The organism is Candidatus Desulfofervidus auxilii (assembly GCF_001577525.1).
GTDB classification, from domain to species: Bacteria; Desulfobacterota; Desulfofervidia; order Desulfofervidales; family Desulfofervidaceae; genus Desulfofervidus; species Desulfofervidus auxilii.
Window position 1 is genome coordinate 1,517,421 of record NZ_CP013015.1, and the last position, 12,746, is coordinate 1,530,166.

Genomic DNA, 12,746 nt, shown 5'->3' on the forward strand with positions numbered 1-12,746 from the left:
GAGAAAGGATATGGATAATTTCCATATTTTTACTGTTTCTTTGCGGCTTCCGAAAAATTTGAAACCTTTAATAGAACTTGCTTATAATCTTCGCTTTGCTTGGAATCCTGAGATAATCGCCCTTTTCCGCCGCATAGACCGTCATCTCTGGGAAGAAACATATCATAACCCAGTGCTTTTATTATCTCAACTCAGTGGAGCACGCATTCAAGAATTGTCTAAAGATAATTCCTTTTTAGATTATTTGAACCGTGTTTATGAGAATTTTAAAAATTACATAGAAAGTCCTCATTTTTCTCCTTTTTTTAAAAAAGAAACAGATTTTTTGGTAGCTTACTTTTCTGCGGAATTTGGTTTAACTGATTGCCTACCTATGTATTCTGGTGGTCTTGGTGTCTTGGCAGGAGATCATCTTAAGTCAGCTAGTGATTTAAATATACCTATGGTAGGTATAGGCCTTTTATATCAACATGGTTATTTTAGACAAAGGCTTACTAGCAATGGAGAACAGAAAGAGGTTTATCCTGAAAATGATTTTTATCATATGCCATTACACTTAGAAAAAGATAAAAATGGCAATCCTATTTTAATCTCCGTAGATTTTAAAGACCAGAAAGCATATGCCCAGATATGGCGTGTAGACATTGGTAGAGTGAAGCTTTATTTATTAGATACCAACATTCCTCAAAACCCACCTGATATTCAAAATACCACATTTCGCTTATATGATGCTCATAGGGAAATACGACTGCGTCAAGAAATCTTATTAGGCATCGGTGGGGTAAGAGTTCTTCACACTTTTGGCATCTCACCTACTATTTATCATATGAATGAGGGACATTCAGCCTTTGCAGGTTTAGAAAGAATCAGGGTATTAAGGGAAAAAACTGACATTTCTTTTGATGCTGCTCATTTGGCGGTGATGGCTAGTAATGTTTTTACCAGTCATACTTCTGTCCCTGCTGGTATAGATATTTTTGACCCTCAGTTAATAGAGGCGTATTTTTGTAATTATACTCCCAGTTTAGGTATTTCTATACCTGTATTGTTGGGCTTAGGTAGGAAAAATCCCGCAGACCATAATGAACCCTTTTGTATGAATATTTTAGCCATGAAACTTTCAGGACATATTAATGCGGTGAGCAAACTCCATCAGCAAGTCTCACAGAAATTGTGGCATATACTTTGGCCTAAAATCTCTGAAGAAGATGTTCCTATAAAATATGTTACTAATGGAATTCATGTGCCCTCTTGGGTTTCTCATGATATGTCAGAACTTTACAATCGTTATCTAGGCCCCCACTGGTTTGAAGACCCAGATAGTGAAAGGGTCTGGGCCAGGGTATTAGAAATTCCGGATGAAGAAATTTGGAGTGTTTGTGAGCGTAGGAGAGCTAGGTTGGTAGCCTTTTGTCGAGAACGATTACGAAATCAATTTAGACGGGGAGGAGTATCGCAAACTGAAATTGGAAGAATAACTGATATCCTTGACCCTGAAGCCCTTACCTTGGTTTGGGCTCGCCGGATGACCAACTATAAAAGACCTACTCTGATTTTTAGAGACCCAGAAAGGCTGGCCAGGATTTTGAATAATGATAAGCATCCTGTTCAAATAATTGTAGCTGGTAAGGCTCATCCTGCGGACAAACCTGCTAAGGCCTTAATTAAACAGATTATTGAATTGGCTAGACAAAAAGAATTTAGACGTCGTTTAGTATTCATTGAAGACTATGACCTGGAGGTAGCTAGATATTTTGTTCAAGGTGCTGATGTCTGGCTTAATACTCCACTTAAACCTAACGAAGCTTGCGGGACAAGTGGAATGAAGGCCATAGCTAATGGCGTTCTTCATTGTAGCACAGAAGATGGTTGGTGGGCAGAGGCCTATAATCCAGAAGTAGGATGGTTAATTGGTTTTGGTGATGAATATGATAACCCTGAATATCAAGCCAACGTAGAAAGCAATTCTTTTTATAATTTACTAGAACATGAAATTATCCCTTTATTTTACGATCGAGGGCCTAATGGTTTGCCTCATGGATGGATTAAAAAGTTAAAGATTTCTATGTATTCTCTATGTCCCCGATTTAATGCCCATCGCATGTTAGAAGAGTATACCACTGATTTTTATATTCCTGCTCTTCACTACTGGCAAAACTTGGTTCAAGAAAATATGAAAGGAGCAAAGGCGTTATCTCAATGGAAGACCAAAATTATGACTAACTGGGAAAAGGTTTCTATAATTAGTATTGAGCCTGTTGATAGTATAGAAATCCCTATGGGGGAAGAACTAAAAATTACGGCCTTAATTCATTTAGGGGAAATTTCTCCTGAAGAAGTAAAGGTAGAGATATATTATGGCCAGCTTTCCATCTCAGGAGAATTGAGAAAAAGAAAAACCATTCCCATGAAGCCTGTATTACAAGAAAGGAAAGGTGTTTATCGATTTGAAGGTAGTTTTCGTTGCCAAGACACAGGAAGATTTGGATACAAAATAAAGATCACCCCCTATCACCCTTACCTGGTTCCTTCTTATTATATCCTTGGATTTTTAGTGATTTGGGGATAAGTGCAATTTAATTTTATTTGCCAAATTATAAATATTTGTTTTGATTTTTGGGGAATTAATACCCAATAGTTTTTTATCCTCCATAATAATTTTGCCGTTTATAATCACTGTCTCTATATCTGTTCCATGCACTGCATAAACTAGGTGTGAATAAGGATTATAAAATGGAAAAAGATGGGGTTGTTTAAAATTTATAATAATTAGATCAGCAAAATTCCCTTTTTTAAGCACTCCTATATTTAAAGAGAACATTTGAGCAGGATAAACAGTGGCCATTTTTAAAACAGTTTTAGCAGGCATAATAGTAGGGTCAAGTGAAAACCCTTTATGTATCTTGGCACAAGTATTCATCTCTTGAAATAAATCTAAATTATTGTTACTGGCACATCCATCGGTACCCAAAGCTACTAAAATATTTTTATCAAGTAATTCAGGTACTGGTGAAAGTCCACTAGCCAATTTTAGATTGCTTTCAGGACAGTGAACTACCTTTACTCCTGTATCTCTAATAATATTTACTTCTTCTCTAGTAAGCCAGTTGGCATGAACTATAATAGTCTTTTGGTCTAAGATGCCCAAATGGTAAAGATAAGTTAGAGGTGTGAAGCCATGTATTTTTTTAATTTCTTCCACTTCCCATTTTGTCTCAGCTACATGGATAAAGAAAAAAGTCTGGTAATCATCAGCCAGCTTCTTAGCAAACTTAAGGGTTTTATCAGAACAGGTATAAGGGGCATGGGCAAAAACTGCAGGGATAATTAATTCTGAAACACTTTGCCATTTTTTTAAAAATTGCTCTGCATGCAAGATGTTCTTTTTAGGGTCAAGCACACTAGGAGCGGGAAAGTCTATTATCCCTTGAGCCAAAATAGCCCTTATACCTAAATCTAAACAGGCCTTCACTGCTCCATCCTCACAAAAATAGCCATCAGCAAAACAGGTAGTGCCACTTCTTATCATCTCCCAGCCTGCTAAAAGTGTACCCCAATAGGTAAATTCTTCATTAACAAATGCCTTTTCTATAGGAAAAATATAAGTATCTAACCATTTATCTAATGGTAAATCATCAGCCAAGCCCCGAAAAAGACTCATCGCAGCATGAGTATGGTTGTTAATTAGGCCTGGCATAACTAATTTATTTGAGGCCTTAATTACCTTTTTTGCTTGAGAAAACAGCTCTTTTGGTGGCTGTCCACTATTTACTTCTCTGATTTTATTACCCTTAATAAAAACATAGCCAGGATTATACCAGGTATCTCTTTCATCCAAAGTTACAATAATACCATCATAAATGAGCGTATCCATTGTTTATTCTCTAAAGCTTTTTACCAACTGAGGTAGAACTTCTCCTGCTTTTCCTAGAAGCGTGATGTCTGCTATTTCTGATGCCTCAGTTTTTTCTATATTTATCTCTATAATCAAGGCCCCCTTTTCTTTAGCTAGCCAGATAAGAGAAGCGGCAGGTTGAACTACGGCCGAAGTGCCTATTACTAATAGAACCTCAGTATTTTCTATAGCTTCAATGGCTTTATCTAATACCTCTGGGTCTAAAGCCTCCCCAAACCAAACCACGTTTGGACGTAATAAGCTGCTACATTTAGGACAGGTAGGTAGAGAAGGTAATGGTATACTCCTATCTTGGGCCAAATACTCACAGGTGGTGCATTTCACCCACCAGATGTTTCCATGTAACTCCACCATGTTTTTATTTCCTGCCTGCTGGTGAAGACCATCTACATTTTGGGTAATGAGTAAAAAATCAGGGATAATTTTTTCTAAATCTACCAAGGCTTTATGAGCAGGATTAGGTTTAACTTTAGCTATAACTTCTCGTCTCCAATTATAAAATTTCCACACCAGCTCGGGATTGCGCTGAAACGCTTCTGGAGTGGCTAACTCCATCACATTATATTTACCCCATAACCCATTTGCTCCCCTAAAAGTAGGCACCCCACTTTCCGCTGAAATGCCTGCTCCGGTGAGCACCCTCAAACGACGACAATGTAAGATAGCTTCTCTTGCTTTTTTAATCATAAGCAAAATTTATTATATTTTATTAAATTTGCAATGATACAATAGAGACCCTTATCTTGAATATTCCCCAGAATTTAGGCGTTAATCTTTAAAAGCATCCCTGTCTACCCTGCCCAACGGCAGGCGGGCCTGCCCGACGGCAGGTGGGTGGATTTTCTTTTAAAGTTATTACGGTTTTGAGGAGCTTACCTTTTTTGGTATCAGGAAGTTTTTCTAAATAAGGATTTTTGTATCCCATAGGGCAGGTTGACAAAACTAAGTTGATTGACATATTATAGCTTTAACATTGATGCGTGGATGCTACAAATTGAATTTTTCAATTAGCTAACGATTAGGTAATAAGGGGAAAATTATGGAAATAAAACTTGAAAGCACAGCATTTAAGGAAGGTGGTATGATACCCAAGAAATATACCTGCGATGGGAAAGATATATCTCCTCCTCTATCATGGGGAACTGTACCAGAAGGAACACAAAGCCTGGCTCTCATTTGTGATGACCCAGATGCTCCCATGGGAACATGGGTGCACTGGGTGATATTTGACATTCCCCCTCATATTACCGAATTCCCTGAAGGGATACCTCCTAAAAAAATATTAGAGAATGGAATAAAGCAAGGTAAGAATGACTTTGGTAAAATTGGCTATGGTGGTCCATGTCCACCTGGAGGTACTCATAGATATTACTTTAAATTATATGCCTTAAATAAAAAACTTACCCTTGAACCCGGAGCGACCAAAGATGAGCTGTTAGCGGCTATGAAGGAATGTATATTGGCGCAGGGTCAACTTATGGGGAAATATAAAAGATAAAATAAAGAATGAATTAAGACTCTTAAAATGGACAGAAAAACGGCTTTTTCTGAATTGAAAAAACGGGTGAAGAATAAAAATCTTATAAAACACATGCTGGCTACTGAGGCAGTAATGGCGGCTTTGGCAGAAAGACTTGGAGAAAATAAAGAAAGCTGGATGCTAGCTGGTCTTTTACACGATATTGATTATGAGGAAACAAAAAACCAGCCTGAAAGGCATGGTTTACGAGGAGCAGAAATATTGGAAGAGATGGGCTTACCCCAAGAAGTGGTTTATGCAGTAAAAGCACACAATCCCATACATAATTTGTTAAGAAATAGTAATTTAGATAAGGCACTTTATGCCGTAGATCCCCTGACGGGTCTTATTGTTGCTTGTGCACTGATAATTCCAGAAAAGAGACTATCTAAGATAGATAGCGAGTTTGTGCTTAGAAGATTTAAAGAAAGAGGATTCGCTGCCGGAGCTAATAGAGAACAGATTAACACCTGTTCTGAATTTGGCCTTTCACTTGAAGAATTTGTAGATATTGCTCTTAAGGCCATGCAAAATATCGCGGGTGAATTGGGACTTTGATTTTTAGGATACAGAAATACCTTTAAAAACATGGTCGGGACGACAGGATTTGAACCTGCGACCCCAGCGTCCCGAACGCTGTGCTCTTCCAGGCTGAGCTACGTCCCGATAATTTATTTTTATCTGATTTTTGAATATTTGACAAGGTATTTGGGGTTTGCTATATTCCTTCCAAAAATGAAGGTCCTTCTTATCGAAGACGATCTTGGTTTAGGAGAAAGTCTTAAGGAATATTTAGAAATAAATGGTATTCAAGTAAAATGGCTTAGTGATGACCGAGAGGTGGAGGTTGTTTTCCTCACCCAAAGTTTTGATGTTATTATTTTGGACCTTATTCTTAAATATCAAAAGGGAGAAGATATTTTAAAAAAACTCAGGACAAAGGGAATAAACACTCCAATTTTAATCCTCACTGCTAAAAAGGAATTGAGAAGCAAAGAAATCTGTTTTGAAAGGGGTGCTGATGATTATTTGGTTAAACCTTTTTCACCTAAAGAATTATTATTAAGACTTAAGGCCTTAACCCGAAGGGAACACAGAGAACAAGTTATTTCTATAGAGAATTTAAAAATAGATTTAGAAAAAGAAACCATATATCAAGAAGATAAGGAAATCAAACTTTCTCCTAAAGCGTGGCAACTTCTGTCCCTTTTTATTAAGCACCAAGGCAAGATAGTAAGTAAGACACAAATTTTAAACTATATTTGGGGAGATCAACCAGTAGGCGAAGAGATTATCCGAACATATGTAAAAGAATTAAGAAAGATATTACCAGAAAATACCCTAGAAACTTATAAGGGTAGGGGATATCGATTAAAATAAAATTTGAGTATAAGACCTTATTAGTTTTTTTCCTCTTAATTTCAGTGGGTATTTCTATTCTCAATGTCATAGCTATTTCCTTCTATAGGTTTTCTTTAAAGGAAAATTACTATCAGAGAGCAGAAATAGAATTGAAAATGGCTCGATACCAAAAAAATTATAATTTGCCTTCTTATATCAAGGTTTCAAAAAAACCTCTTTTAGACAAAGAGTTAGAGCTCCTTCCCCAGACTCTGAATGGAAAATTTGTCTATCTAGATTGGGGTCCTGGTTATAAGGAAGTTAAGGACCTTGCCACTAATCTTTTTCTGTGGGAAACAGCCTTAGTATTATCCCTCACTTTTCTGTTTTATAAAATTTTATGGATACATCTGAAAGAGAGGGAAGAAAATAGGGTTTTTTTGGAAATGATTCTCCTTACCCTTTCCCATAAACTGGGTAATTTTTTGGCAACTCAACGATTAAATATAGAAATCCTTAAAGAAACTCCCAGCTCTGCTGCTTTAAATAGATTAGAAAAGGGCTATATGTTTATTGAAAAGGAATTTAATCATACTTTAAATATTATTAAAAATTTTAAAGCTGGTTCCAGAGAAGACGAAAAGATTAATTTAAAATTTATTATAGAATCTATCTTGGTTGAATTTGAAGATGCACTAAAAGACAAAAAATTAAATTCAGATGTGATAGATGTGATTATGACTGGATGTAAAACTGATATAGAAATGATTTTTTACTTAATCATTGAAAATGCTGTTAAATATGCAAAAAGAGAAATTTCTATCCAGCTTAAAAAAGAAAACAATTTTGTTTCATGCTTTATTAAAAACGATATTGATCCTCTCATACCAAAAGGAAGCGGAATTGGTCTTGCTTTAGTACGTCAACTTACTCAAAAGCACAAAATAGGATTCAACCATAGAGAAGAAAATGGATACTTTATAGTAAATTTTAGTCTCCCGTTGAAAACCAAGCAAATCAGGTTATTTTGCCTCTAACCTGTTGCCGCTATTTTTCAGAACAATTAAGGTGGTAATAAAAATGCTTATTATGGAAGTTTGATTTATAGACTAAAAAACAAATGGGGCACCTGGTTAGATTTGTAGTTATCTCAGCGGGTGAAAAAAGTCTTCATCTGGCATTTTGAGGCTTATATAATTTAAATTTACTCTTGACTTTCCCAAATTACCAGATATATACCTCTTTTTAGGGAATGCAACTGCCTCAATCTGTGACGCTGTGTTCTTGAATTATGTTTTTCAGGGTCTCTATTCGTTTAGAATGTAAATAATATCTCCCTGGCTGATTTGAGTCTACTCCAGCATCTTGGACAATTACTGTTTCTATCAGTTGTTTCAAAAGTTGTTTGCCCTTTTCTGTCAGATTGAGTTGCGATTCAATGAGAACTCCTTCTACTGGTCGCATTTCTTGCTTTTCAATAAAGGAAAGTGTTTTATCTTCAAGCTCTACTGGCAATGGTCCCAATTTTCGCATCACCAAAATTGTTCTATCTTCATCTACAAATATATAAGCATCATTAAAATCAAGCATATCACACCCCCTTACATATTTCAAAGGTATTTTCTTTTATCAGATCCATCCCTTAGTTTCTTATAACACAAAGGGAGAAAAAAGCCAGAGGATTTCCCAAAATCCGCGATTGATTTTTGGATAAAATCCCAACCAATTTTCTCTCAAGCCTGTCTGCCCCTGCCCGACGGCAGGCGGGCCTGCCCGACGGCCGTGTCTGCCGACAGGCAGGCAGGGAGGAGCGCAGCGAGCACTCCTTATATCTTTTGATGTTGGTTGTTTCACCTTTTAGGTGATAGTGATACGTCAAGGTTAACTTTACCAACCTGTTTATAGCTTAGCAGATTGCTCCGTTAAGCCATCAAGACCAAGCCCTTCAGGGTGGCTTCCACCAGTCTTGATGGCACCCCGCAATCTGCTTTTTAAAAAGTAGAGTTGGTTGAAAGGAAAAAAGTTTTTTTCTTTCTCGCCAACCTTAATTTTAGTAAATAGTGAGGGAGTAAGGAGTGAGTGAGACAAAAAACTTATTTGGCTATTTCATTCCCTCACTATTTCACTACTCACTGATTTAATGTTTTGGCATTTGGATTTTGAAATTTGGATTTTTTAGACCATATTTAAACGTTTGTTCTTTTTGTTAAATTACTTATGGCCTGACTTTGACATAGTCCTAGTTACCCTATCAAAACTGTTGAAACTTTGTGGAAAATTTGTTAGATTAAAGAGTGGTTTTTTCGAGAAGAAAAACAGGTTTTAAACAAAAGAACTGAGTTTTATTATTACTATTATTCTTATAGAAATAGTATAATAAAAAAAGTGGAGTGAATAAATAATGGAAATAAGAATTTTACGTGAGGAAATTTTAAATCCTTTACAAAAGGTCCAACCGCTTATTGAAAAAAGGTCTACAATGCCTATTTTGTCTCATGTTTTATTAGATGCTAAAGAAAATTCATTAGATATTTTTGCCACAGATTTACTTTTGGCTTTTAAAGGTACTTGTAAACCAATAATTTCACAGCCTGGAAAGATTGTGGTACATGCAAAAGCTCTATATGAAATTATAAGAAATCTTAATTGTGAAGAGATTTATTTAAGAGAAAATGAAAATCAATGGTTAGAGATCAAAGGAGGAAACTCATTCTTTTCTTTAGCATCTTTGCCTGTAGAAGAATTTCCTTCATTTCCTGAGATAGGACATTTTAATTTAGTTTTCATTTCAGGAGAATTACTTAATAAAGCTATAACAAAAACATATTTTTCTATGGCTAAGGAAGAATTAGATACACATTTAGCAGGTTTATGTTGTGAAAAAATAGACAAAAAATTGCGGTTTGTCTCTACAGATAGATTTAGACTGACTTATATGGAAATTCCATTTGAGGATATAGAAATCCTTCAGTTTGAAAAAAATATAATGATTCCCAAAAAAGCAGTATTGGAAATTTTAAGACTGAATCCACGAGAAACATTGGAAATAGGCTTTGATAACAGTGCAGGAGTAATAAAAATACCTCCTTCGCCAGCCGTGTCTGCCCCTGCCCGACCGGCAGGCGGGGACAGGCAGGCAGGCGAAAATGGAGATTTACTTTATATAAGACTTATGGAAAATAGGTTTCCTCAGTACCAACATATCATTCCTGAAAAGAATGAGTATGAAGCAAAGATTCCAAAAGCCCCATTAAAGGATATTTTGAGAAGAATGAATATTTTAGTAGATGAAAAAAATAAAGTAGCTGATTTTCTATTTACTAAAGACAAACTTACATTATTTCTGGATAATCCTGAAATGGGTAAAGCACAAGAAACTTTAGAGATAGAAGTTGTGCCAGGGAGAAATTTAACGAAAGAAATGAAGTTTATTTTTAATATTTCTTATCTTTTAGATATCCTAAATGTTTTGGATAGTGAAATATTTATTTTTGGTCTTAACACTGCCGAAAAAACACCGTGTGTAATTACAGGTGAGAATGACCCTGGTTTTAAAGCCTTTATTGTGCCTATTATGGAGAAAAAAGAAGATGAGTGATGGATATACAGCCCAAAGTATAAAAGTTCTTAAACAGCTTGAGGCAGTTCGTCAGCGTCCTGCTATGTATATTGGAAATACAGGTATAGAAGGTCTACATCATTTAGTTTTTGAGGTAGTGGATAACAGCATTGATGAAGCCATTGCAGGTTACTGTGATTGGATTAAAATCACACTCCATCCTGATAATAGTGTAGTAGTAGAAGATAATGGACGTGGAATTCCTGTGGATATTCATGAGACAGAAGGTATTCCCGCAGTTGAAGTAGTGATGACAAAATTACATGCTGGGGGGAAATTTGACCAAAAAATATACAAAATTTCTGGTGGACTTCATGGAGTAGGTGTTTCTGTAGTTAATGCCCTTTCAGAATATCTAGAAGTAGAAATTAGACGTGAAGGAAGGGTCTACTGGCAAAGATATGAAAGAGGGAAAGTAGTCACACCATTATCAGTTAGAGGAGAAACACAGCGACGAGGCACAAAAATTACCTTTTTGCCAGATGAATCTATTTTTAAAAGCATCAATTTTGATTTTGATATTTTAAACCAACACTTTCAAGAATTAGCGTTTCTCAATCCGAATCTTAGTATTGAATTTGCTGACCAACGTATTGGAAAAAACGTAGTTCATAAATATCAAGGAGGGATTGTTAGTTTTGTAAAATATCTAAATCGGACAAAAAATGTATTACATGAACCAATTTATATTTCAGGTGAAAAAGAAGATATAAAAGTGGAAATAGCCATTCAATATAATAGTGGATATAGTGAGAGAATTTTAAGTTTTGTAAATAATATTAATACTAAAGAAGGTGGTTTTCATGTAGTAGGATTCAAATCTGCTCTAACTAGATGTTTAAATTTATATACCACTCAAAATAATTTATTGAAGAAAGAAAAACTTTCTGGTGAAGATGTAAGAGAAGGTTTGACTGTAATAATCTCTTTAAGAATGCCCAATCCTCAGTTTGAAGGGCAGACCAAGACCAAGTTAGGCAATAGTGAGGTAAAGGGATTAGTAGAGTCTATGGTTAATTCTGAACTATTTTCCTATCTTGAGGAAAATCCTACTATAGCAAAGGCCATTGTGGGTAAAATAATTGAGGCGGCAAGGGCTAGAGAAGCTGCTCGCCGAGCAAAAGAATTGGTGAGGCGTAAGGGTGTTCTGGGAGATTCCAGTTTGCCAGGGAAATTGGCAGATTGTCAAGAAAAAGACCCTGCTAAGAGCGAATTATTTTTAGTAGAAGGGGAGTCAGCAGGTGGTTCTGCTAAACAAGGTAGAGATAGAAGATTTCAAGCAATTTTACCCTTACGTGGAAAGATATTAAATGTAGAAAAAACTCGTATTGACAAAATTCTTAATAGTCAAGAGATAAGGACACTCATTTCTGCCTTGGGTACTGGTATTGGAGAGGATTTTGACATCAATAAATTGCGGTATCATAAAATTATTTTAATGACAGATGCTGATGTAGATGGTTTACACATTCGCACATTATTGCTTACTTTTTTCTATCGTCGGATGCAGGAAATTATTCAAAAAGGCCATCTTTATATTGCCCTTCCTCCTTTATTTCGCTTAGCAAAGGGTAAAAAAGAAGAATTTTATGTGGAAGACGAAAATTCTCTTCAGAGGTTTTTAATAGAGCAAGCTAGTAAAAATATCATAGTAACAGACCAAAAGAAATCACTAAAATTAGAAAAGCAAGCGCTAAAGAGCTATCTTACTAATGCCTTTATTTATCATTCCTTTATGGCGGAACTTGTAAAACAGGGATATCCAGAGTTTCTAATAGAGAGTTTAATCCTTTTTGGTATAAAAGAAAAAACACTTCTTGGTGATGAAATAGCAGTGTCTAAATTAAAGGAGTTTTTAGTAGAAAAAGGCATTAAAGAAAGAAAAATATATAAAGACCAAGAAACTGGTTTTTATACATTAGAGGTAAGTGTAAATGGTCATTTATCTTTAGTAGATAGCAAATTGATAAACTCCTTTGATTATCAAAAGTGTTTCAGCTTAAAGAAAAAACTTCATTTAAATGCCACACCTCCCTATTTTTTTTATAAGAATGGTCAAGAAATCAAGGTGGAAAAAGAGAATCTTCTATGGATGACCATCTTAGAGGAAGTGAAGAAAGGTTATGTAATTCAACGTTATAAAGGTTTGGGCGAGATGAACCCAGAACAGCTTTGGGAGACCACCATGAATCCTCAAAAAAGGGTATTACTTCAGGTGACTATCCAAGATGCTGCTATGGCAGATGAGCTGTTTAGTATTTTAATGGGAGAGGCAGTAGAACCCAGGCGAGAATTCATTCAGACCCATGCCTTAGAGGCCAGCAGGCTGGATATTTAAGAGAAGCATTTCT

General features: G+C 35.8%; 11 protein-coding genes and 1 tRNA gene. 7 read left to right on the forward strand and 5 right to left on the reverse strand.

Going from position 1 to position 12,746, the window contains the following annotated elements; genetic code table 11:
• Nucleotides 1–10: 10 nt before the first annotated feature.
• On the forward strand, nt 11–2,569 hold the full coding sequence (glgP, locus tag HS1_RS07620; RefSeq protein WP_156469420.1) for an alpha-glucan family phosphorylase: 2,559 nt from the start codon (nt 11–13) through the stop codon (nt 2,567–2,569).
• Here the strand turns inward: glgP and HS1_RS07625 are convergent.
• From HS1_RS07625 to HS1_RS13160, 3 genes are all read right to left on the reverse strand, one after another.
• Nucleotides 2,552–3,874 (reverse strand): amidohydrolase, encoded by a 1,323-nt coding sequence (locus tag HS1_RS07625; protein WP_066063197.1) that lies wholly within the window; start codon nt 3,872–3,874, stop codon nt 2,552–2,554. The genes glgP and HS1_RS07625 overlap by 18 nt on opposite strands.
• A gap of 3 nt (nt 3,875–3,877) precedes the next feature.
• Nucleotides 3,878–4,603: an SIR2 family NAD-dependent protein deacylase gene (locus tag HS1_RS07630; RefSeq protein WP_066063201.1), complete on the reverse strand. Its 726-nt coding sequence runs from the start codon at nt 4,601–4,603 to the stop codon at nt 3,878–3,880.
• A gap of 88 nt (nt 4,604–4,691) precedes the next feature.
• Nucleotides 4,692–4,841, reverse strand: coding sequence for a hypothetical protein (locus HS1_RS13160; RefSeq protein WP_156469421.1), 150 nt, complete (start codon nt 4,839–4,841; stop codon nt 4,692–4,694).
• A 114-nt stretch (nt 4,842–4,955) separates the two neighbouring features.
• Here HS1_RS13160 and HS1_RS07635 point away from each other — a divergent pair, with 114 nt between their 5' ends.
• Together HS1_RS07635 and HS1_RS07640 are read left to right on the forward strand one after the other, a co-directional pair.
• Nucleotides 4,956–5,414, forward strand: a complete 459-nt coding sequence (locus HS1_RS07635) for a YbhB/YbcL family Raf kinase inhibitor-like protein (RefSeq protein ID WP_066063204.1) — start codon at nt 4,956–4,958, stop codon at nt 5,412–5,414.
• Between the two features lie 27 nt (nt 5,415–5,441).
• Nucleotides 5,442–5,993, forward strand: coding sequence for an HDIG domain-containing metalloprotein (locus tag HS1_RS07640; protein WP_066063207.1), 552 nt, complete (start codon nt 5,442–5,444; stop codon nt 5,991–5,993).
• A gap of 31 nt (nt 5,994–6,024) precedes the next feature.
• Here the strand turns inward: HS1_RS07640 and HS1_RS07645 are convergent.
• A tRNA-Pro gene (locus tag HS1_RS07645) sits at nt 6,025–6,101 on the reverse strand.
• Between the two features lie 69 nt (nt 6,102–6,170).
• Here HS1_RS07645 and HS1_RS07650 point away from each other — a divergent pair.
• Together HS1_RS07650 and HS1_RS07655 are read left to right on the forward strand one after the other, a co-directional pair.
• Nucleotides 6,171–6,815, forward strand: a complete 645-nt coding sequence (locus tag HS1_RS07650) for a response regulator transcription factor (RefSeq protein WP_066063210.1) — start codon at nt 6,171–6,173, stop codon at nt 6,813–6,815.
• 44 nt (nt 6,816–6,859) lie between these two features.
• Complete coding sequence (locus HS1_RS07655; RefSeq protein ID WP_066063214.1) at nt 6,860–7,813, forward strand: sensor histidine kinase; 954 nt, start codon at nt 6,860–6,862, stop codon at nt 7,811–7,813.
• Between the two features lie 226 nt (nt 7,814–8,039).
• Here the strand turns inward: HS1_RS07655 and HS1_RS07660 are convergent, their stop codons facing one another.
• Nucleotides 8,040–8,366, reverse strand: a complete 327-nt coding sequence (locus tag HS1_RS07660) for a hypothetical protein (RefSeq protein ID WP_066063217.1) — start codon at nt 8,364–8,366, stop codon at nt 8,040–8,042.
• 811 nt (nt 8,367–9,177) lie between these two features.
• Between HS1_RS07660 and dnaN the strand changes: the two genes are divergently transcribed.
• Nucleotides 9,178–10,374, forward strand: coding sequence for a DNA polymerase III subunit beta (dnaN, locus tag HS1_RS07670; RefSeq protein ID WP_066063223.1), 1,197 nt, complete (start codon nt 9,178–9,180; stop codon nt 10,372–10,374).
• Entirely contained in the window at nt 10,367–12,733 is a 2,367-nt protein-coding gene (gyrB, locus tag HS1_RS07675; RefSeq protein WP_066063226.1) for a DNA topoisomerase (ATP-hydrolyzing) subunit B, read from the forward strand. Before dnaN ends, gyrB begins: the two co-directional genes overlap by 8 nt.
• The last annotated feature ends 13 nt before the right edge of the window (nt 12,734–12,746 follow it).

What these genes read in the sequence shown, in the direction of transcription:
- HS1_RS07635 (WP_066063204.1), top strand. Translation starts at nt 4,956, where the DNA reads ATGGAAATAAAACTTGAAAGCACAGCATTTAAGGAAGGTGGTATGATA.
- HS1_RS07640 (WP_066063207.1), top strand. Translation starts at nt 5,442, where the DNA reads ATGGACAGAAAAACGGCTTTTTCTGAATTGAAAAAACGGGTGAAGAAT.
- glgP (WP_156469420.1), top strand. Translation starts at nt 11, where the DNA reads ATGGATAATTTCCATATTTTTACTGTTTCTTTGCGGCTTCCGAAAAAT.
- HS1_RS13160 (WP_156469421.1), bottom strand. Translation starts at nt 4,841, where the DNA reads ATGGGATACAAAAATCCTTATTTAGAAAAACTTCCTGATACCAAAAAA.
- dnaN (WP_066063223.1), top strand. Translation starts at nt 9,178, where the DNA reads ATGGAAATAAGAATTTTACGTGAGGAAATTTTAAATCCTTTACAAAAG.
- HS1_RS07625 (WP_066063197.1), bottom strand. Translation starts at nt 3,874, where the DNA reads ATGGATACGCTCATTTATGATGGTATTATTGTAACTTTGGATGAAAGA.
- HS1_RS07630 (WP_066063201.1), bottom strand. Translation starts at nt 4,603, where the DNA reads ATGATTAAAAAAGCAAGAGAAGCTATCTTACATTGTCGTCGTTTGAGG.
- HS1_RS07660 (WP_066063217.1), bottom strand. Translation starts at nt 8,366, where the DNA reads ATGCTTGATTTTAATGATGCTTATATATTTGTAGATGAAGATAGAACA.
- gyrB (WP_066063226.1), top strand. Translation starts at nt 10,367, where the DNA reads ATGAGTGATGGATATACAGCCCAAAGTATAAAAGTTCTTAAACAGCTT.
- HS1_RS07650 (WP_066063210.1), top strand. Translation starts at nt 6,171, where the DNA reads ATGAAGGTCCTTCTTATCGAAGACGATCTTGGTTTAGGAGAAAGTCTT.